Raw genomic sequence first — 20,509 nt, 5'->3', positions numbered from 1 at the left:
ATGAGTTTTTCGCTGGAAGGCGCGGGTGTCGTGCACCCCAACGGCCAGCGAGCGCTGGCCGGGGTGACGCTGGCCGCGCGTGATGGCGAACGCATCGCCGTCATCGGGCCCTCGGGTGCCGGCAAGACCACGCTGCTGCGTGTGCTCGGCGCGGCGCTTCGCCCCACGGAAGGCGAAGTTCAGGCCCTGGGCGCCAGGCCGTGGCAGTTGCGGGCCGCGGCGCTGAAGAAACTGCGCTCCCGCATCGGCACCGTGCACCAGTCGCCGCCTATCGCGCCGCGCCTGCGCGTGGTTACCGCCGTGCTCGCGGGCCGGCTCGGCGAGTGGTCTACGCTGCGCGCGCTGGGCTCGCTCTTTCATCCCTCGGACATTGCCGGGGCGCACGAAGTACTGTCGCGCCTGTCGCTGGAAGACCGTTTGTTCGACCGCTGCGATCGCCTCTCCGGCGGCCAGCTGCAGCGCGTGGGCATCGCGCGGGCCCTGTACCAGCGCCCCGCCCTGCTGCTGGCCGACGAGCCCGTGTCCGCGCTCGACCCCACGCTGGCCGACGCCGCCATCGGCCAGCTTGTCGCGCAAAGCGAATCGACGGGTGCCACGCTGATGGCCTCGCTGCATGCGGTGGACCTCGCACTGCGCTGGTTCCCGCGCATCGTCGGCATGCGCAACGGACAGGTGATGTTCGACCTGCCCGCCGCACAAGTAACAGCCGCGATGCTCGACGCGCTCTATGCGAGCGAAGGCGGCATTGCAACGCAGCGGCCGCAGCCTGCGAGTGCGGCAATGGAAGCGGCCTTCCATCGGCCGGACTGCCCTTGACGAGCACCGCCATCACCCACCGCGACCCGCACGCCGCGCGCCGGCTGGCCGCGTGTATCGCCGCGCTCGTCATCGCATGGCCGATGCTGGCGCTGTCCGAATTCAAGCCGTGGGCGCTGTTCGCCGGCGGCAACCTCGCGGTCATCGGCGGCTTCCTGGCGGGCTTCTTTCCGCCCGAGGGCTCGTCCGCTTTTCTCGCTTTGCTCTTCAAGGCCACGCTCGAAACGCTGGCCATGGCCACGGCCGGCACCGCGCTGGCGTTGCTGATCGGCGCGCCGCTGGGCTTCGTGACGACGCGCGCGCTCTCCATCTCGCGCATCGGCCCCGGGCCTGGTCGCGTGCAGGCGGGCATCGTGCGGCAGGCCGCGCGCTGGCTGCTGATGGTGCTGCGCGCGATTCCCGAAATCGTCTGGGCGCTGCTCTTCGTGCGCGCACTCGGGCTCGGCCCCGCCGCGGGCGTACTGGCGCTGGCCATCACCTACGGCGGCATGCTGGGCAAGGTCTACGCCGAGATCCTCGAATCGACCGACACGCGGCCCGCGCGTGCCCTGCTCGAAGGCGGCAGCGGCCGGCTCGCGGCGCTTTGCTATGGGCTGCTGCCGAACACGGCGCAGGAGCTGGCCTCGTACACCGTGTATCGCTGGGAATGCGCGGTGCGCGCGTCGGTGGTGATGGGCTTCGTCGGCGCAGGCGGGCTGGGGCAGTTGATGGACCAGTCGATGAAGATGCTCAACGGTGGCGAGGCGAGCAGCATCCTGCTGGTGTTCCTGGCGCTGGTGCTGCTGGCCGATGTGCTGAGCAATGCGCTGCGAAGGCTGCTGGCATGACGACGCTGCCCCCGCGCCCGCCGCCGTGCTGGCGATGCCGCATTGCGCTGCTGCTGATCGGCGTGGCGGTGATTGCGAGCTTTGTCTACCTGAGCATCGACTACCGCGCGCTGGGCTCGTCGGAGTCGCTCCGGCTCATGGGCAAGTTCATCGCCGAGTTCTTCCCGCCCGATGTGTCGCCCGACTTTCTCGCCAAGGTCGGCAATGGCGCGTTGCAGACGCTCGCCGTGTCCGCGCTCGGCACCGTACTGGCGGCCATCGCGGGTGCGGTGCTCGCACTGCCCGCCTCGGGCCGCGCGGGCTGGCTGCCGCACCATGCGGTCCGCTTCGTTCTCAACTTCCTGCGCAGCGTACCCGAACTCGTGTGGGCCGCGCTCATGGTGCTGGCCGCCGGCATCGGCCCGTTCGCGGGCGCGCTGGCGCTGGCGCTGCACACCACGGGCGTGCTGGGCCGCCTGTTCGCCGAGGCCCTGGAAAACGCCCCGCGCGAACCCGAGCATGCGCTGACCCTCTCGGGCGCCAACCCCGTCACCGCCTTCAGCTACGCCAGCCTGCCCATCGTGCTGCCGCAGTGGGTGGCCTACGCGCTCTACCGCTGGGAGATGAACATCCGTATGGCCGCAGTGCTGGGCTTCGTGGGCGGCGGTGGGCTGGGGCAGCTGCTGTACTTTCACCTGTCGATCTTCCAGCAGCAGCAGGCGATGACGGTGCTGATCGCGATGTTCGTGCTGGTGACCTTCGTCGACTTTGCGAGCGCTCGCTTGCGCCGTGGCCTCGGGCCTGCGTACGCCTGACTACCCGACAATCGGGGGCATGAGGTTCCTGCCATGAGTCATCGCCAGCCCGTGCGGGTCGGCGACCGCCACGCCTTCGACACGCTGATCGACGCCCGCTCCCCGGCCGAGTTCTCGCTCGACCACATTCCCGGCGCCATCAACTGCCCGGTGCTCGACGACGAAGAGCGCCGCATCGTCGGCACCGTCTACGTGCAGACCGGCGCCTTCGAGGCACGGCGCATCGGCGGCGCGATGGTCGCGGCCAACATCGCGAAGCATCTGCGCGACACGCTGGCCGACCGGCCCGAGAACTGGAAACCGCTGGTCTACTGCTGGCGCGGCGGCATGCGCAGCGGCTCGATGGTCACCTGGCTGCGGCTCGTGGGCTGGGACGCGCAGCAACTCGCCGGCGGCTACAAGAGCTTTCGCCGGCACGTGATCTCGCAGATCGACACGCTGACCCCGAAGCTCGACCTGCGCGTGATCTGCGGCGCCACCGGCAGTGCGAAGACGCGCGTGCTGCATGCGCTGGCCGCACGCGGCGCGCAGGTGCTCGACCTGGAAGACTTCGCCAGCCACAAAGGCTCGCTGCTCGGCTCGCTGCCGGGTGTGGCGCAGCCTTCGCAGAAGCACTTCGAGACGCGCATCGCAGCGGTCCTCGAAGCCATCGATCTTTCGCGCCCGCTGTATGTGGAGGGCGAGAGCATCCGGATCGGGCGGCTGTCGCTTCCGTTGTCGCTGGTGGCGCAGATGCGGGCGGCGCAGTGCATTGAGGTGTCTGCTACGCCCGAGGCGCGGCTGTCTTATCTGCTGCGCGACTACGCCTATCTGGGCGACGACCGCGATGCGCTGGCCGACAAGATGGGCGTGCTGAAGGAAATGCAGGGGAAGGAAACGGTGGCGCGCTGGCAGCAATGGGCGCGCGAAGCCGATCTGCCGCATCTGTTTGCGGAGTTGATGGCGTTGCATTACGACCCGCATTACCTGAAGTCGCAGGAGCTGCATTTCAGGGCTTGGGGACAGCGCCGGAGCGTGGCGGCGGCGGATTTATCGGATCAGGGGATCGAGGCTGTGGCTGAAGCGGTGTTGGAGCTGCATTGAACTGGTTGCGCTTTAGCAACCTGCTATCGCTATCGCGGTCACGGCGCTTTAGCCCCCACCAGTCTCCGGAGAGACATATGAAATTTTTCCCGTGACCACGTACTCTGGTTATCACTATGGATTTTCTGATACTCAGTGCCATTCGCGAGATAGCGATTTAGGCTAGACCAGGATCGCAGCGGCTCAACGAGAGGCGGTGGAGCAGGACGTTCAGTTTTCATTTTTTCATTAATTTCTGGAAGCTGCGGCTGCCGATGGCAAACCTAAAGCCATTACCGCTTTACTTCATTCCGTACGCAATCATCGCTCGCCGCAAAAAAATAAAGCCATAGTTGATCAATTTGATCATCAACTCGAACCGAATTCCGGGAAGCCTCCACGCTATCTTTCAGAATCGCTTCTACAAAAAACGAGGTCCAGCAATCATTGCGTACTTTCCATTATTCACCAACAAAGCAAACTCATTACTCTTGGGAAATATGTAGAACGATCCGTGAATCATTTGAATCAAACTAGCCCTAATCCTTACATACATCGAATAGGATGCTTCGATTTTTGAAATCAAGAGGGGAAGAAAAGCGGTCAACAACCTCGCACAGTCCTGAAAACTCTGATTCGACCGGCTCGGCCGGAATTGCCGGAATCTCTTTTCCTTCAATCTTCGAGAAAATCTCGAAGACTGACCTCATCGCATCCTCGCCATCTCTCGATTCTGGTAAAAATCCAACCACCCAGCCACGCTTTTTTACCGCCTCACCCCTAAATTGTTGAGTGCCATCGAAAATTGACCCTAGGGTCAGAGATCGGCGGAATCCAACACATTGACCTAACGCGCTCAATTGACGATCTTATTTGAGAAATTTGAGACAACAGATTTGCACACACAAGTATCCGCCTCCAATTTTTTACCCCCATATCAAACAAACATTAACGCCACCCTCGCACACCCTATTGGCCAATCTGGCTGCCACCAAAGCTGATCGACAGACCGACGCCTATGAACTGCACCGTTGACATCAAAATTCACTAGTCGCGAAGAGAAATATTTAATTTCACGGTATTTTTCCGGATTGACCCGGAAAAATTTCATTAAATATTTTCAAAACATTCCAAACGAACGCAACCTCAGCATCTTGACCATCCAATGGCTCGATTTGATAACGTCCTTCCGGAAAACTCACATATTGACCTGCATCAAGAATAATCGAAACTCCGTCATCAACTCCAAATCCGCATTTACATTTTCCGCGTAACACGAAGAGTAGTCCTGCGCGAACTGCACCGGGAGGTAGCACCTCACTGCTTCGATATTTTTTCGAACTTACTCGATACTCAGGCGGAGGAAAATCAACTCTAATTAAATCCTCAGAAATCTCCTGGCCGAGTCCTTTCCAATTTAATACTTCGTAGTTATTCATATTTCTCCTTCAGTCTCTATTTGGAGGGAATTTAATACCAATTCTCTCAAAAGCGGCACGAGCCATTTGATCGGAAGTCTCAGTTTGTTTTTTCGTCGCCCCATTCAAGAAATGCCCCGAATGAGGATTCATAATTGTTCCAAAATAAGATCCTTTGAATCCAGAAATATCGGCTTCTCCTGCGGAAACAACTGGCTTTCCATCGGACAAAACGGCATGCGATATTTCAAATCCATTTATCGTGTGCGGTGCCAGGAAAATATTTCCATCTACAGTGACTACAAATTTTATCTTTCCTTGATTTACAACGGATTCAAAAGAAGGGTCACTCGGCGATATTGGCTTTACACCAGCAGTATTTGCGGCAGCTATCTCGGCTCGAAGCCTCTCCGGGAGTTGATTGCCAAAGACGGGTTGTCCCGAATTTGACTGACTCATCACGATGTTCGGCCCTGCCGGACCGTTGTTCGGTGTTGTCAGCGAGCCGCCATAGTTCGGGATTCCCCCCTCTCCATACCCTCCACTCGCGATGTCCGCATTTTGGTTCGCTTGAGCAATCCGGCCACCACCCGTGGTTGCGTCTATACGTGGCGGCGTTGTCGTGTTACCTGTGTGGGACGGTCCATAGTCCGGCAGCGGGCTGGTGTTGCCCGTATTGGAGGTGGCTGGCCTTTGCGTACCAATAAACCAGTCGTAGGTGCTTTTGACACCTTCAACCATCCCCCGACTCATTACCTCGGCAACTGCCGAGGCGTTGACCGTACGGTCGTTCCATTCGGGGTGTTCGGCGTGCGTCGATTGCACCTTGGCATCGATGGCCACAGCCGCTCCGGCCAGGAGCACAGAGTTGCGACAGAGCGCGACTGTTGCGCAAGCGGCGGCGCCACGAGCGACGGCTTGTGTGAAATTGTTCGCCGCTGCATTGCCGGCCGCCTGGCTGCCGATGTTGATCTGGCTCGCATTACCGCCCGCGATGGCCGCAGCGAGACCACCAAACATGCTGGCAAAGGCCGCCGTGTCGGACCGCAACCCCTCAGTCAGCACATTACGGCCATCGTTGTGCGCGATAGCGCTGGCTTCGCCCACCACCGCCCCGAGTGCCCCACTGCCGCAGCCGTTGCTGGCGCGGGCCGCTTCGACTGCACAGCCCGCAATGGCATGCGCCACGTAGTTGCTGAAGTCGCCGACCGGGAATTGCTTCCCTATCGCGACGGCACCCTGCGCGGCCACCGTGTCAAGGATGGCGTTCTTGAGGCCGTCCTTGAGACTGTCCTCCAGGCTGCCCCCATTGATCGCGGTGCCAATCACCGCACGGGCCGCGCCAGCCTTCAAGTTCTGTCCAAGCTGAGTGAAGAACTCCTGGCTACCGGCACCCGCCGTCGGCAAGCCCGTCGGATTGAGATCGAGCCCGCCGAGTACGCCCCCTGTGATGATGGCCGTCAACAGGCTCTTTACATTGGCACTGCTTCCCAGGTCATGCAGAGCCTTGCCAATGTCGCCTTGGTTGTTGATCACCGCCACCCCTGCCTGACTGGCCAGCGCGGTCAACCCCGCCGTGACCGCGCCGCTGACCACGACGGCCGTGGTTCCGGTTGCGCCCACGCCTGATGCAACGGAGCCACCCACCCCCGAGGCCGCTCCCGCCGTGAAGTACGCCACGACGAGGGTCACCACCGCAGCACCCTCGGGTGTCAGGCCTTGCTTGTCGTAGTTCCAGTTCTTGTGGACTTCATCGACTCTCTGCCAATCGACCTTGTCGCTGAGCTTCGGATCGTTGGTCAACTGATCCACCCAGCCCATGCCCGGCTGTTTGGAGAGCTGCTCGATACTGTCCCGAGCACCGAGGCCGACCTGTACGCGGCTCGCCGTGACAGACAACTTTCCTGCTTTGATCAGGTTGTAGTTGGTCGTCTGATCGGTGGTCCCCTTGTCCCGGGAAACTTGGTACACCAAGTCGCGTCCCTGACTGGTGGTACGCATCGCCTCTTCGGTTGTCTGCGTCCCCATCAACAACATATCCGCGGCCAAGCTCAGCTTTCCCGGAGTGTTGATGGCCGTCCCCCTCAAGGCCAGCGTATCGTCGGCAGCGATACTGACGTTCGCGCCGCTGATGTTGGTTCGGGTCAAGGTCGTGACATCGACCTCGGTCGCCGTTGTCTCTCGCGCTTTGATCCCCTTGCCGACGTCCTTGAGAATCGCGGCGCTGCCGAAGTCGTACCAAGCGTTCTGGCTACCGGTTGTCCCGATTACCGACTGTCTGTTCATGGCCGCCTGGATGACCACGTTGCCGCCTTTGATCGCGACATCCTTGGCTGCATCTACCTGCACGCCCTGGAGGAAGACGCTGCTGTTTCCCTGCAGCAGGATGCCTCCGTTGCTGCTGGAGATGGTGCTGGGCGCGGCGGTGTCGGAGCTGATCTCGCTGCCTGTGGCTGTCGCTCTTCCGGAGGGCATCACAAACCCCATGGCGGCACCGAGTGGGCTGATCCCTCTCTTCTGTTGACTCAGTTGATAGCCGGCGTTTGAGGTATTTCGTCCCTCGACAATCGTTAGATTGCCTTGCGCTATCACGGCAACGCCGTCCTTGCCGCTGAGGCTGGACCCGATGACGTTGATGTCGTTCTTCGCGCCAAGAGAGACAAGTCCGCCAGAGAACTTGCTGCCCACACTCGTCATCGCGTCGAAGCTGCGAAAGAGGTTGTTGTTTGTGCGACTGAAGGTTTTCTTGTCCGTCCATTGCGCGGAGTAACTGCCAGTAGCTCTGGTCTCGCCCGCCTCGATATTGATGTCGCGATCCGCGTGCACGGCCAGCAGGCTCTTGCCGGCATCCACAATGGCCTGCCGCGCGTTGACGTCACGCCCAGCCTTCAGCACCGTAGTGCCGTTCGTGGAAATGGTGCTCCCGAGCTCCTGTGAATTGGCCATCGCCATCGACGTGCTCACACTGGAACCCAACATCACCCGCGTCTCGGTCACTGTTCCCAGGTTGATGTCGTTCTTCGCCGTGATCGAGGTGTAGCCGCCAGTGCCTTGATTGGAGATGATCCCGCCGATCAGATTCACATCGCGGCCTGCACTGGCAACCAGTGTGCCGCCCGGGTTCGTCACATAGAGGCCAGCGATACGGTCCGCGTTTTTGTTGGACCCATCGGTCTGGGTTGTGCTGCGAATGTTGATGTCGCGGCCGGCCGTCAAGGCAGCGACGTCGCCAGCCGTGATGCTTCCTCCGATGTTGTTGAGGTCGGTCCTGGCGTGAATGGCCAGGTCGCCACCCGCGATGCGTCCGCCGAGGTTGTTTACGTTGTCCTTGTCGATCCTGACCAGCGTGCGCCCGGCGATGGTGCCTGTATTCATGAGGTTGCCGTCGCCCTTGATGACGGTGGCATCGGCGCTCAGCAGCGCGCCCGAACCGTCGATGTCGCCGGGCCGTACACGCGCGTACAGCTGCGGCGCCAGCACGTTCCGGGTGCTTCCGTCGGGCAGCGTCACGGTCTGTTCCACCAGCCAGACGATGTCGCTGGTGAGCTGGGCCATCTGGGCCTCCGACAGGCCAATGCCGGGGCGCAAGCCGTACTGCCCGGCAAAGGTTGCCCCGTTGTTCATGAGTGCCGTGTACTGCTCTTCGTCGCTGTAGTAGCCACCCAGGTAGCGATAGCCCGTGAGCTGTGCGACCTGCTCGCGAATGAGCTTTTGCTCGTAGAAGCCGTCGCCCAAGCGCTTGAGGGTGTTGTTGGGGTCGAGGCCAAGGCCGCTGAGCAGGTAGTCGCTGCTGAGCCAGTTGCGGTAGTTGGCAAAGCGCGGGTCGGTCTCGACAAGATAGCCTTGTGGGCCGCCATTCAGGTTGAACAGGCTGGCCCGTGGGATGTCAACGCGAGGGGCGCTGGTGCGCACGACCATCGGGATGGCTTGGCTGGCACCGACGCCGGGGTTGCTGCGGCCATCGGTTTTCACGACCGCACCGACGTTGGCCGGCACTTCGACGATGGTGACATTGCCGTTGCCGCCGTTCGCTCCGCTGGCGGGCTTGCCTGCGTCGTAACCCCGGGTGGCGTTGAGGTTGCCGGTTTTCTCGTAGGCACCGACGTCCTTGCTCACTCTCGACACGGGTTCGATGATGTCGGGTTCCCGTTTGGTGGCGCGCCAATGCACGATGGAAGCCGTCTGCGTCGTGACCTCGCCTTGCAATGCCTCGTTCCTGATGCCGGGCGCCGTCAGCACGCCGCCGGCTGTGATCTTGCTGTCACGGTTCAGCCCACCACCGTTGAGGGCCATGTCCCTGCCAGCGACGATGGCTGCGGGATCGGCATCGATGGCCGTGTCGGTCGTCATGACGACGGTTTTGTCCCAGAGGCCCCAGACATGGCCGTTGGCGGGCCTCCAGCTGCCGTCGGGGTTGCGTATCGCGAGGTTGGGCTTGCCCGGTGTGTAGGCAACATCTTCCGGCTTGAAATGGCCGATGCCTTCCACGCCGATGGTTCTGGAGAACTGCCTGGTCGTCGTCTGCGGCCCGAGCTTGATGTGCGTGTCGAGGTTGTCGATCTGCCCCATCGAGATGGTCATGCCGCCCAACGACTCGATGCGCGCGCTCAGGTTGCTCAAGACACCGCCGCTCGTCGTTGCTTCGCGGTTCCCGTTGAGCTTGCCGCCGATGTTCATGGCCTTGGCGCCCAGGCCGCCGCTGAAGATCAGCGCGTGCTCGCGGTTGCTGACGGTGCCGGCACCGATGTTCAGCGTCTCGCGCGCCGCGATGGCCCCGGCCCTGGTCACGCCGCCGACAGTCTCGGCGTAGTTGTCGAGCGTGCCGGCCGCGACAGACACGGCGTTGCCGTAGATGCGGCCCGTGCCGACGTTGTTCAGCGCGCCTGAGTCGATTTGCGTCGATCCCTGGCTGTCGATCAAGCCTCGATTGGTCAACCTTGTCGCGGCGTTGACGATGGTGTCGCCGCCCGACATCTCGGCACCGGCAGTGTTGTCGACACTGCTTCCGCCCACCGTGAGCGTTCGCCCCGCCAGCAGCTTCGTGTTGTTCGTGAACTTGCCGGCGGTGACATAGCTCAGGTTGCCATTGACGCCGATGCTTGCGTTGTTCGTGACGTCCTGCACAAGTGCGATGCCCAGGTCGTTGGCGGAAATGATCTGACCATCGCCGCTGAAAGACTTTGCGTTCAGGAACACGCCGCCTGTGCCACTGCGCATCTTGCCGTCTGCACCAAGAGCGGCGGGCTGGCCGCCCATGAGTACGCCATCGGTGTTCGTGAAGGCCTGGGTATCAGCCGTCAAAGCCCCCTTCGATCCGATGGAGCCCGCCACATTCTTGACGTCGCCTGTTTTCAGGTCGAGCGTGCCGCCGCTCACGATGCCTCCGGCCAGGTCTGCGGGTTGGGTCCGGTAGCCGGCCGCATTGGTGTTGGTCAGGACCTGGCTGTTCGTGTCGATGTGCAGCGAACCGCCCGACTGGATCAAGCCTGCATCGTTGTTCAGTGCTCCCGACCTGAGCACGACCGCTTCCGTCGCGGCCATGGTGCCCTTGGCACTGTTGTCCAGTTCGCCTCCGCGGGTGTCGACCGACAGCGAAGTTCCGAAGACCTTGCCGCCCCGATTGCTCAACGAACCGGCATCGATGGTGATCTGCTTTGCGACGGTTCGGCCGTTGTCTTGTGCGAAGCCATCGCTCAGGTCGACAACCAGTGCGCCATTGCCGGTGATCTGGCCGCCCGCTCCGTTGTAGCTGCCGCCCGTCATGCGCAAGGTACCTGCACCCGCATGCTCGATCTTGCCGCCCACGCTGCTGAGCGTGGCCGCGCTCAGACTCAAGTCGTGGCTGTTGCCGGCGATGCGCCCGCCATCGTTGTTCAAGGTGCCGGAGACGGCCACGGTGGTCGCATCGGCCCCCGTCTGCAAGATCTCGCCGCCATGGGTGTTGGCGATGTTCGAGGCCTGCAGGTGGAGCCGGCCGGCATTGAGCGCACCGGCGTCGTTGACCAGGGTCTGGCCTGCCCGGGCGTTGGCGACGATGCTCAGGGTGCCCGGCGTCAGTACCTTTGCCTTGTCGCTGGTGCTGACGTCGCCCTGCGTCGCCGTGATGGCTATGTTCGCTGCGCTGGTCTGGCTCTTCGACAGGTCGATGCTGGCGCCTTGCAACGCTGCATTGCCGGCGGCAAGGTTCGTTCCATTGGCAGTCAACCTGCCTGATGCCGTGACGCTCAGGTCGCCGGCGGCACCCATCTTGCTGTCGTTCAGCACGCCAGCACCGAGCACGCTGGCACTGCCCGACGCGAAGCTGCCGGCGCTAATTGCGGTGTTGCGGCCCGCGGTAATGCGGCCGTCGTTGACGAGCGCGCCGTCAACCGCGAGCGTGGCGTCGTTACCGGCGCGAATCGTTCCACTGGTGCCGAGCGCTCCCGCTCTCACAGAAAGGTCGGTCCCCGCGCCGATCGCACCGCCTGTATTCGTCAGCTGATTGGCGACATCGAGCTGCGCGCCCGCATTCACCGACTGGATGCTGCCCTTGCTGTTGTCCAGCGCGCCAGCGCTGAGTGTCAGGCCTTGGTTGGCGACCAGCGTGCCGGAGCTGTTGTTCACGGCCTTCGTTACGTTGGCCGTCAAACGACCCGTGGCCGAAACAGTTCCGCGCGTGTTGTCAGCCGTCCCGCCGACCACAAGGCTCGCATCGCTGCCGCTGGTGAACGTGCCATCCACGTTGATCAGATCGCCACCCGTGGCGATGTGCAGGCTACCCGCATTCAGCTTGCCGCCCGTGTTGTCGAGACGGCCGACGTTCGCACCGAAGCTCTGGCTGACGTTGAGCGTGCCGCCGGCGTTGCTGAAGCTGGAACCGGACACGGCCATGGTGGCCACGTTGAGCGTACCGCCCGCGTTGTTGATCTGCGGGGTCTTGAGCGTGATGGGGCCACCCGCGTAGATGCGCCCGCCGTCGTTCTGGATCGTGTCGGCGGCGGTGATGATGCCGGGGGATGGCGGGACATAAGACGGGACCTGCGATGCGCCAACGCTGGCTGCACCTGCGCTCGGATTGGATGGATTCGAGGCGGCCGCCGTGCCACCGGTGCTTGCCGTACCGCCCGCGCCGGTTGTTGGTGTCAAAGGCTCCTCGCCGATCACACCGCCGTTCGTGTTGCTCAACACCGGTGAATCGATCGTGAGGCCGGCCATGCTGGTCTGCCGGATGGTGCCGCCGCGGTTGTCGATGCCCGCGCTGCTGTCGAGCTCGACCCTCGGCCCCTCGAACGTCCCTGTGTTCTCCAGTCGCCCTTGCGCCGTCACGACAAGACCGCCTGCACCCGCACCGACGTTGCCCGCATTGCGCACGCCAAGCCCCGCCTCGGTGCCGATGAGAGTGATTTTCTGGGCGTACATGCCGCCCAGCGCAGCGACATCGAGCGCGAAAGCAGGTGAGGGCCCAGTGCCTGCAACGGGTGTGACGCTGCCATGGTCGGCGCTGACGTTATTGGCACCCGTGACCACCTTGAGCTCGCTCGCCCAGATGCCCGCGTTGACCTGCACGGCCCGCGCAAGGATCGCCGCGTAGTCCGTCCTGCTTGCATCGAGCCCCGCACCTTCGATACCGACGGTGCCGTTGCGTACGAGGAAACTGTCGAGCCCACCCGACGCATTGAACTGCGGCACGCCGGTGGTCAGCGTTGCCCGCGATGCGTTGATGAATCCGCCGCCATTGACGGAGATGCCCGCCGGATTGGCAATGATCACCTCTGCCCGCGGTCCACCCACCTCCACATAGCCACGCAACTGCGTCGGGTTGCCACCATTGATTTCATTGAGGATGACGCGCGCAGGGCCCCTGGCTAGCCATGGGTTGCCCTGAACGATTCCGCCGAGTTGTGTCTGCACATTCACGCGGCTGTTGTTCAGGATGGCTCCATTGCGCATCACGTCGAACTGGTTGTAGACGTTGCGGCTCACACCTGCTGCCGAAGGCGTCTGGATGTTGACGAGCGGCACGCCGTTGGGCGCTACCAGCACGGTCGGTTGAAGATTGCCCGGAACGTTGGGCGCGCCGACTATTTGCGCGCGAACGGCTCCCGCAACCAGCACGCCGAAGAGCGCCACTGCAGCCGTGGTCCTTCCTGTGGTCCCGGGCGTGCCCTTGGTAGCGCCCTTCCCGATGCTGGCCGCCGTTTCCTGAACCACCATGCGCATGCCGCGCGCGGCGTTGAAGATGATCCGGTAAAGATGCTTGTTCATTTTTTCTCCCTGGTGGCTCGGAAACCCAAACTCGAATCAAGGCCGGCGATAACCGTCGCAATACGGTCACCCCGGCCCCGAAATCACGACCTCAAGCGCAGCGGAATTTCGCGACGCCCATGTACCGCGCGCCGGAAGGGAGCGTTGCCGCATAGCCCACCGCAATCGCATAGGCATTGCTGCCGTGATCACCCAACGTGATGCCGGCGCCCGGGCCAGCGCTGAGGAAACTGCCCGTAACCGCCGTGCTGGAGGGCGACTTGACCTTGGTGTCGAAATTCACCGTTCCGACGGCATCGCCGACCGTCACCTTCACAGCTCCTGCGACGACTGCACCCTCGCTGCCGAATGCCAGGGTGGAAGACCCGGTTGCGGCACCGCTGTTGACTGCGGTCCCACTGCCGCCGCCCACATACGTGGGGCTGGTGAAGACGCCGGCGTCGCAGGTGGTGTTTCCGCTTGCAGGCAGAGCCTTCAGCTCGTTCAGGGCGACGTAGTGGTACGCGCGGTTGTCCGCTCCCGTCAGGGTCTCCGCGCCCGAGTTGCGCGTGACCATGCCGACGGCCCAGCGGCCGATTGCGAAGTTCGCATCGCCGTTGATTTCTTTCGTCGCGCTCGATCCCGTCAGCGTGTTGTCGTTCAGGCGGGTCATTGCACCGCTGGCTGCCTGCTCGCTTTGCGACAGGACGCCGAACGACTGGGCGCCGACACCGAGCAGCAGATAGCGCGCGCGCTCGCCGCGAGCGAATGATGCCGATACGGAACCGGAGTCCGCGTTTGCGGGAGTTGTGTCAGTTGGCCCCGCCGCCCCCGATGCAGCGCCGAGCGGAGCAACGGCCATCGGCGCGGCGCCACCACTGCCGCTGCCTCCACCGCATGCGTGAAGCAGGCCAAGTGACAGCAATGAGAGCGAAAGGAGAATCTTGTTTTTCATGAATCTTGTGTGATCTGTTGATTGGATTTGCGGGGTGTGCTGTCGGTATTTCTCTGGTGGTGCGTCCTCCTCAAAAACTGAAGTTGAGGTTGAACCCCGTCGTTACCTTGGCCGTGCGATATCCCTCGGGCTTGCTGATCGGAGCGCCGATGAAGACGTCGTAGTTCAGCCCCTTCCATGCCCCACGCACGCCGATCACGCCGCCCGCCAGGTGATTGCCCAACAGCCACTCGACGGACTTGCCGCCCACGTGGCCGTAGTCGATGCCGACATAGAGCTCGGCCCCGCTCTGCCCCACAGCCCAACCGATGTCGTTGCGCAGCACCCAGCCCCGCTCACCGAGCAGGCTGGTCTCGCCGTCGAAGCCGCGCACTGTGTAGCGCCCGCCGATGCCGAAGCGGTCCTGCGACGTGAGCTGGGTCTGGTTCCACTGCGCACGCCACTGGCCTGCGTAGCGCAACTTCTGCTCGCCGATCTTGAAAGGCGCGTTGAGGCTCACATCGGCCGTCATGAGCCGGAAGCGGCTGGTACCTTCGTCGAAGGCCTCCTCGGGTGCTCGCTTGGCACCGAAGGCACCTGTGCCCTGACGGAACGCGAAAGTGCCATCCAGCGTGGCCTCGCCGACGAACTCCTTGTGGCTCAGGCTGGCCTCCCAGCCGCCGACAACGCGATGCTGGTTCTCGATCTGGGTGTCGTCGATGAAGCTGCGTGACTCGCGGCGCAAGGCGCGGATCGCGAGAGTGGTCTTGCGGCGCTGGTCGCGGTGGATCAGGCGCGAAAGCTTGACCTCGGCGTTGTTGGTCTTGCCGGCGTAGATGTAGTCTTGATTCAAGCCGGCCACGGTCTGCTGGTACTGACTGTTCGATGCAGTGAAGCCCAGCAGCCAGTAGCCCCAAGACAGCGAGTAGTGGACGGTCTGGCCCTCGGTGCCGCGGCGCGGGTTGCCCAGCACGTGCCCGTCGATGCTGTGGTTGGCGTTGATGTAGAAAAGGTCGTTGAGGCCGACGAGGTTGTCGACCGAAGCTGTGGCACCGGCCTGGTACTTGCCGGTAGCTTCGGTGCCGCTGTCGTCCAGGCTCAGGGTGCCGCGCAGCATGCGGGCTTGCGTGTACTTGACAACGAGGTCGCTGTCGCCGGGACGGGCGTCGGGCGCAGTCGAGGGCTCGATCTTGACGTCGGCTTCGGCGGTGGGCGCACGCTTGAGGTTCTCCAGGCCTTGCTCGATATCGCGCAGGTTGAGCAGATCGCCGGGGCGGGCGGGGATGGCGCTCAGAAGCAGCAAGCGATTGCTGCCCAAACGGGTGCTCGAATCGTCTGTGGCGCGGATGGCCGCGATACGCCCCGGAACTAGGGTGAATGTCAGGGTGCCGGTAGCCAGATCCTGCGGCGCAGCCAGCACGCGAGTGGTGACAAAACCGCTGGCGATGACGGCTTGCTGGAGGCGAGCCATGACGACGTTGACGCCCTGCGTGCCCAGGCAGCGGCCGAGGGGACTGTCGTTCGCCTCGAGGCCGGCGGCAGCTTCCAACGCCCACTGAAAATCTGCCGAGCGCTCTCCCGAAAGCACAAGACGATCAATACGAAAGCATGGAGACTCTGCCTCGGGCACACGGCCTGGTTCGATCTTCGCCGCCTCCTGCAGGCGGCTGTCGACCGACTTCTCTTGCTGCTCACGCAAGGCACGCTCACGCTCCTGCTGACGCAGTTGCTCGACGAAGGGATCGGGAGCCGAAGGGTTGGCTTGCGCGAAGGCGCCTGACGACGCGCCCAGCAGCAGGCAGACAACAGGCATGGCGCGCAGCAATTGCGGCGCGCAAGAGCGTGGAAAAGGGAGCATGAAAATCCGAACTAATGCAACGAGGAATACGTTGCGGGCGCGGATTTTCATGCGGCGTTTGGCTGCACATATGTGGCCAAACGTGACTTAGAGAATTCTTGGAATTTCCGTTAGATATGCAACATCGTTGCATTGGTTTTCGGCATTGAAATTAACAAGAATCGGCAACTTGTTGTCAATTTCGTGCGGTCGAACGCTCACGGCCGCCAATCACATTCACCCTATCGCGACTCGCGAAGCCTCAATTGCCGTTGCGTCGCCCATCGGCATAAAGCACACCACGCGGCGCGCGGCACAGCCCCCAGAAACGCAAGCCGCAAAGCTCGGCCATGCGCACACCCATCGAGGTCGGCGCAGAGATGGTCGCCATCGCCGCAATGCCGAGGCGCGCGCACTTGCGTACGAGCTCATGGCTGCCGCGGCTGGACATCAGCACGAAACCCGGCTCCTCAAGGCGCCCCGCCAGCGCGAGCTTGCCGAGCAGCTTGTCGAGTGCGTTGTGGCGGCCGACGTCTTCCATCAGGTCGGTGAGTTCGCCGTCGACCGTGGCCCACGCTGCGGCATGGATCGCACCGGCTTCGGCGTTGAGGATCTGGCGCGGCGACATGGCGGCGAAGGCGCGCAGCACTGCCGCCAGGTCGACGCGTTCGATCCAGTCGCGTTGCGGCACGCGCTGCGGCGAGAGATCGAGCCCCGCGAAGCTCTCGACGCCACATACGCCGCAGCCTGTACGGCCGGCAAGGCTGCGGCGGCGGTCTTTCAGGCGTTCGAAGCTGCGGGTGGAAATTTCAAGCTGCACCTCGATGCCGGGCATGCCTTCGGGCAATCCGGCATCGGAGGCATCGACCGTCTGCACTTCGATGCCTCGGCAATCGGCGGCGGTGTCGAGGATGCCTTCACTCAGCGCGAAGCCGAGCGCAAAGGCTTCGAGGTCTTGTGGCGTGGCCATCATCACGGCGTGCGAGACGCCGTTGAACACCAGCGCGACCGGCACCTCGGCCGCCAGGGTGTCGTCACGCACCACGCCTTCGGGCCCAACGCCTCGTTCGCCGAAGACATGCACGGCATGCCGTGAGAGCGGCGGCAGGGTGTCTTCGGAATCGGCGAGGTCTGGCTGCGACATGGTGGCTCCGGGTGGGCCTGCCATTGTCGGCTCAGTCACCCATTTCGTCTTCAGGGGGCAGCGTTTGCACCTGCGCCCGTCCGGGCTCCTGGAGGTGTGCGACCCAGCGGCCGTCCTGCTGCTCCACGCGGACCCAGCCGGGGCCGCGCACGCCACCGATGGCCGCATCGCCCATCAAGGTGAGCCGCCGCATCAGCACGCTTGCGCCCTGCCCGAGCCGTTTGCCCAAGCGCGGCAGCGAAACACCAGCATCGTCTGGCGCCTGCGCGAGCATGCGCAGGATGGCCACGGAAAGGTTGTCCTGAAGCAAGGCGCTCATCTGATCGCCTCCGCCTCTGCAGCGGCCCGGTGGCTCATGCAGCCACCATCCCGTCCGCCTGGTCCTCCGCCAGCTTCTGGATCGGCAGCTCGTGCGGCACCAGCACCACGGGAATGGACTTGGAAGTCGGCGTGCCCGCGTTCTCCGCCACAGCCGACAGCGGCACCAGCGGATTGGTCTCGGGGTAGTAGGCCGCGATGTTGCCGCGCGGAATGTCGTAGGCCACCAGCTTGAAGCGGTCGGCGCGGCGCTCCTGGCCGTCGTTCCACACGGTCTGGATGTCGACCCAGTCACCGTCTTTCATGCCGAGCTTGTGGATGTCTTCCTTGTTGATGAACACCACGCGGCGCTGGCCGAACACACCGCGGTAGCGGTCGTCCATGCCGTAGATGGTGGTGTTGTACTGGTCATGCGAACGCGTGGTCAGCAGCGTGAAGACGATGGTGTCGCCCTTCTTCGCGAAGCGCGCGCGGGCGCGATGCGAATGGGTGTCCAGCGGCACGGCGTGCGTGAAGAACACGGCCTTCTTCGACGCGGTGTTCCACACGCGCTCGCTCGCGGTGTTGCGCAGGCGAAAGCCGCCGGGGTGCGCCACGCGCGTGTTGAAGTCCTTGAAGTCGTCGAAAACGGCTTCGATCTTGTCGCGGATGCGCGCGTAGTCTTCGATGAGCCACAGCCACGGCGTCTTGCTTCGCGCGCCGATGGTGGCGGCCGCGAGCCGCGCCACGATGGCCGGCTCCGACAGCAGGTGCTGCGACGCAGGCGGGTTGATGCCCATCGAGATGTGCACCATGCTCATCGAGTCTTCCACCGTCACGCCCTGCGGGCCGGCGGCCTGCATGTCGATCTCGGTGCGGCCCAGGCAAGGCAATATCAGCGCCTCGCGCCCGTGGACCACGTGGCTGCGGTTGAGCTTGGTGGTCACGTGCACCGTCAGGTCGCACTGCTGCAGCGCCTTCCAGGTCTGGTAGGTGTCGGGCGTCGCGGCCGCAAAGTTGCCGCCGAGCGCGAAGAACACCTTGCCCTTGCCGTCGAGCATCAACCGGATGGCCTCGACCGTGTCGACGCCGTTCTGCCGCGGCGGCTCGAAGTCGAACACCTTCTGCAGCCGGTCGAGCAGGGCTGCAGGCGGCTTTTCCCAGATGCCCATGGTGCGGTCGCCCTGCACGTTGCTGTGGCCGCGCACCGGGCAGGCGCCCGCGCCTTCGCGGCCCATGTGGCCGCACAGCATGAGCCAGTTGCCGATCATCTGGATGGTGGCGACCGAATGCTGGTGCTGCGTGATGCCCATGCCCCAGCAGGCGATGACGCGCTTGGCGCCCAGGTACACGTCGGCTGCGGCGCGGATCTGCGCTTCGCTCAGGCCCGACTCCTGCACCAGGATGTCCCACGACTCGGCGCGCAGGTCAGCTGCCAGCGCGTCGAAGCCGGTGGTGTGCGTGGCAATGAATTCATGGTCGAGCACCGAGGGCTCGCCGCGCGCGACCGCTTCGTCTTCGCGCTCGATGACGTGCTTCATCATCCCCTTGATGACGGAGAAGTCGCCGCCCACGCGCAGCTGGAAGTAGTGCGTGCTGATGGGCGTGGAGCCCATGGTCGCCATCTCGAGCTTGTCCTGCGGATCGGCAAAGCGCTCCAGGCCGCGCTCGCGCAGCGGGTTGAAGCTCACGATGCGCGCGCCGCGCTTGGAAGCCGAGCGCAGCTCGCCGAGCATGCGCGGATGGTTGGTGCCGGGGTTCTGGCCGAAGATGAAGATCGCGTCGGCCTTCTCGAAGTCGTCGAGCGTGACTGTGCCCTTGCCCACGCCGAACTGCGGGCGCATGCCGCTGCCGCTGGGCTCGTGGCACATGTTCGAGCAATCGGGAAAATTGTTGGTGCCGTACTCGCGCACGAACAGCTGGTACAGAAAGGCCGCCTCGTTGCTCGCGCGGCCCGAGGTGTAGAAGATGGCCTGGTTCGGGTCGGGCAGCGCGTTCAGATGCCGGGCGATGCGCGCGAAGGCGTCGTCCCATTCGATGGGCACGTACTTGTCGCTGGCCGCGTCGTAGGCCATGGGGTGCGTGAGGCGGCCCTGGTCTTCGAGCCAGAAGTCGCTTTGCGCAGCGAGTTCGGCCACGGTGTGCTTGGCGAACAGCTCGGGGCCGGCGCGGCGCGCGGTGGCTTCGGCGGCCACGGCCTTGACGCCGTTCTCGCAGAACTCGAAGGTCGAGGCATGGTTGCGGTCGGGCCAGGCGCAGCCGGGGCAGTCGAAGCCGTCGGGCTGGTTGGCCGACAGCAGGGTCTTCGCGCCCTTGATGGGAATGTCCTGCCGCAGCAGCGCAGTCGTCACGCTGCGCAGTGCGCCCCAACCGCCCGCAGGGCCCTTGTAAAACTCGATCTTCTGCTCACTGCTCATGCCGGCGAGTGTTCGCCGTGGGCCTGCGGAGCGTCAAATTGAATCGGGACATGCGGCGATTCAAAAAGGAAATGAAGGGCATCGCCGTAGCGGCCTCCGCGGCCTTGCTCGCTCAGTGGTAATCGTCTTCCCGCTGATGCCTGACAGCGGCCACGACGATCGAGTCGTTCGCTTCTATTTCGAACAATGCGACGTAGCCGCTGGCACCGAAGGGAATCACAAGTTCGCGGATGAAGGGGCTGTCGCCCGCCTTGCGGCAAGTGAAGGGCGAAAAACCGAGTGTGGCAATGCCGTGCTCGATAGCCTCGAGGGCCCGCGAGGCCAACTCCAGATCGCCGCCCCTCGCGAGCTCTCGCTCGAGGACAAAGTCGTACAGCCGCTCCAAGTCGTCAGCCGCCTGGCGCGTGAACCGGACCGAGTAGCTCACCGACGCGCCGCGCTCTGCTGCTTCTTTGCCGTTTCGAGTTTTGCCTTGAGACGATGCATCACTTCGCCAGCCTCGACATACTCGCCGCTGCGGCGCGCGCTCGCCAACGACTTCATGCCACGGGCGACGAACTCGGCCTGGCTCTTTCGCTGCAGAACACAGGCGCGGACGGCTGCCTCGACGAACTGGGACAAGGATTCACCCTTGCCGAGCACTTGCTCGACTTCGTCGCGGAACTCGGGCTCGACACGCACGGAAGGGATGGTGGCGGTTTTCATCGCCAAAATTGTATCGCTTATGCGATACACAAACG

Annotated in this window: 13 protein-coding genes; 4 read left to right on the top strand and 9 right to left on the bottom strand. The window is 63.5% G+C overall.

Features of this window, described 5'->3' with window-relative positions; genetic code table 11:
• Genes NWF24_RS05470 through mnmH form a run of 4 tightly spaced genes read left to right on the top strand, consistent with a single transcriptional unit; the run spans nt 1 to nt 3,520 of the window.
• Nucleotides 1-816: a phosphonate ABC transporter ATP-binding protein gene (locus tag NWF24_RS05470; RefSeq protein WP_258353307.1), complete on the top strand. Its 816-nt coding sequence runs from the start codon at nt 1-3 to the stop codon at nt 814-816.
• Nucleotides 813-1,643 (top strand): PhnE/PtxC family ABC transporter permease, encoded by an 831-nt coding sequence (locus NWF24_RS05465; RefSeq protein WP_258353306.1) that lies wholly within the window; start codon nt 813-815, stop codon nt 1,641-1,643. The genes NWF24_RS05470 and NWF24_RS05465 overlap by 4 nt, the downstream gene beginning before the upstream one ends.
• Nucleotides 1,640-2,437 carry a phosphonate ABC transporter, permease protein PhnE gene (gene phnE / locus NWF24_RS05460; protein WP_258353305.1) on the top strand — a complete coding sequence of 266 codons (798 nt, stop codon included), beginning with the start codon at nt 1,640-1,642 and terminating at the stop codon, nt 2,435-2,437. The genes NWF24_RS05465 and phnE overlap by 4 nt, the downstream gene beginning before the upstream one ends.
• 33 nt (nt 2,438-2,470) lie before the next feature.
• Complete coding sequence (mnmH, locus tag NWF24_RS05455; protein ID WP_258353304.1) at nt 2,471-3,520, top strand: tRNA 2-selenouridine(34) synthase MnmH; 1,050 nt, start codon at nt 2,471-2,473, stop codon at nt 3,518-3,520.
• Between the two features lie 1,052 nt (nt 3,521-4,572).
• Here the strand turns inward: mnmH and NWF24_RS05450 are convergent.
• The 9 genes from NWF24_RS05450 to NWF24_RS05410 all read right to left on the bottom strand — a co-directional run bounded on the left by NWF24_RS05450 (nt 4,573) and on the right by NWF24_RS05410 (nt 20,474).
• Nucleotides 4,573-4,938 (bottom strand): hypothetical protein, encoded by a 366-nt coding sequence (locus tag NWF24_RS05450; RefSeq protein WP_258353303.1) that lies wholly within the window; start codon nt 4,936-4,938, stop codon nt 4,573-4,575.
• Nucleotides 4,939-4,947: 9 nt separating this feature from the next.
• Nucleotides 4,948-13,161 (bottom strand): two-partner secretion domain-containing protein, encoded by an 8,214-nt coding sequence (locus tag NWF24_RS05445; protein WP_258353302.1) that lies wholly within the window; start codon nt 13,159-13,161, stop codon nt 4,948-4,950.
• A gap of 91 nt (nt 13,162-13,252) precedes the next feature.
• Nucleotides 13,253-14,095 carry a hypothetical protein gene (locus NWF24_RS05440; RefSeq protein ID WP_258353301.1) on the bottom strand — a complete coding sequence of 281 codons (843 nt, stop codon included), beginning with the start codon at nt 14,093-14,095 and terminating at the stop codon, nt 13,253-13,255.
• Nucleotides 14,096-14,165: 70 nt separating this feature from the next.
• Nucleotides 14,166-15,887: a ShlB/FhaC/HecB family hemolysin secretion/activation protein gene (locus tag NWF24_RS05435; RefSeq protein ID WP_258355245.1), complete on the bottom strand. Its 1,722-nt coding sequence runs from the start codon at nt 15,885-15,887 to the stop codon at nt 14,166-14,168.
• A 286-nt stretch (nt 15,888-16,173) separates the two neighbouring features.
• Nucleotides 16,174-17,055, bottom strand: a complete 882-nt coding sequence (gene fdhD / locus NWF24_RS05430; protein WP_258353300.1) for a formate dehydrogenase accessory sulfurtransferase FdhD — start codon at nt 17,053-17,055, stop codon at nt 16,174-16,176.
• 31 nt (nt 17,056-17,086) lie between these two features.
• Nucleotides 17,087-17,374 (bottom strand): hypothetical protein, encoded by a 288-nt coding sequence (locus NWF24_RS05425; protein WP_258353299.1) that lies wholly within the window; start codon nt 17,372-17,374, stop codon nt 17,087-17,089.
• A 34-nt stretch (nt 17,375-17,408) separates the two neighbouring features.
• Nucleotides 17,409-19,769, bottom strand: a complete 2,361-nt coding sequence (locus NWF24_RS05420; protein WP_258353298.1) for an FdhF/YdeP family oxidoreductase — start codon at nt 19,767-19,769, stop codon at nt 17,409-17,411.
• 112 nt (nt 19,770-19,881) lie between these two features.
• Nucleotides 19,882-20,196 carry a type II toxin-antitoxin system RelE/ParE family toxin gene (locus NWF24_RS05415; protein WP_258353297.1) on the bottom strand — a complete coding sequence of 105 codons (315 nt, stop codon included), beginning with the start codon at nt 20,194-20,196 and terminating at the stop codon, nt 19,882-19,884.
• Complete coding sequence (locus NWF24_RS05410) at nt 20,193-20,474, bottom strand: YlcI/YnfO family protein (RefSeq protein WP_258353296.1); 282 nt, start codon at nt 20,472-20,474, stop codon at nt 20,193-20,195. The genes NWF24_RS05415 and NWF24_RS05410 overlap by 4 nt, the downstream gene beginning before the upstream one ends.
• Between the last annotated feature and the right edge of the window lie 35 nt (nt 20,475-20,509).

The organism is Variovorax paradoxus (assembly GCF_024734665.1).
In the GTDB taxonomy this organism is placed as follows: Bacteria; Pseudomonadota; Gammaproteobacteria; order Burkholderiales; family Burkholderiaceae_C; genus Variovorax.
This window is presented reverse-complemented; position numbering and strand designations above follow the sequence as displayed.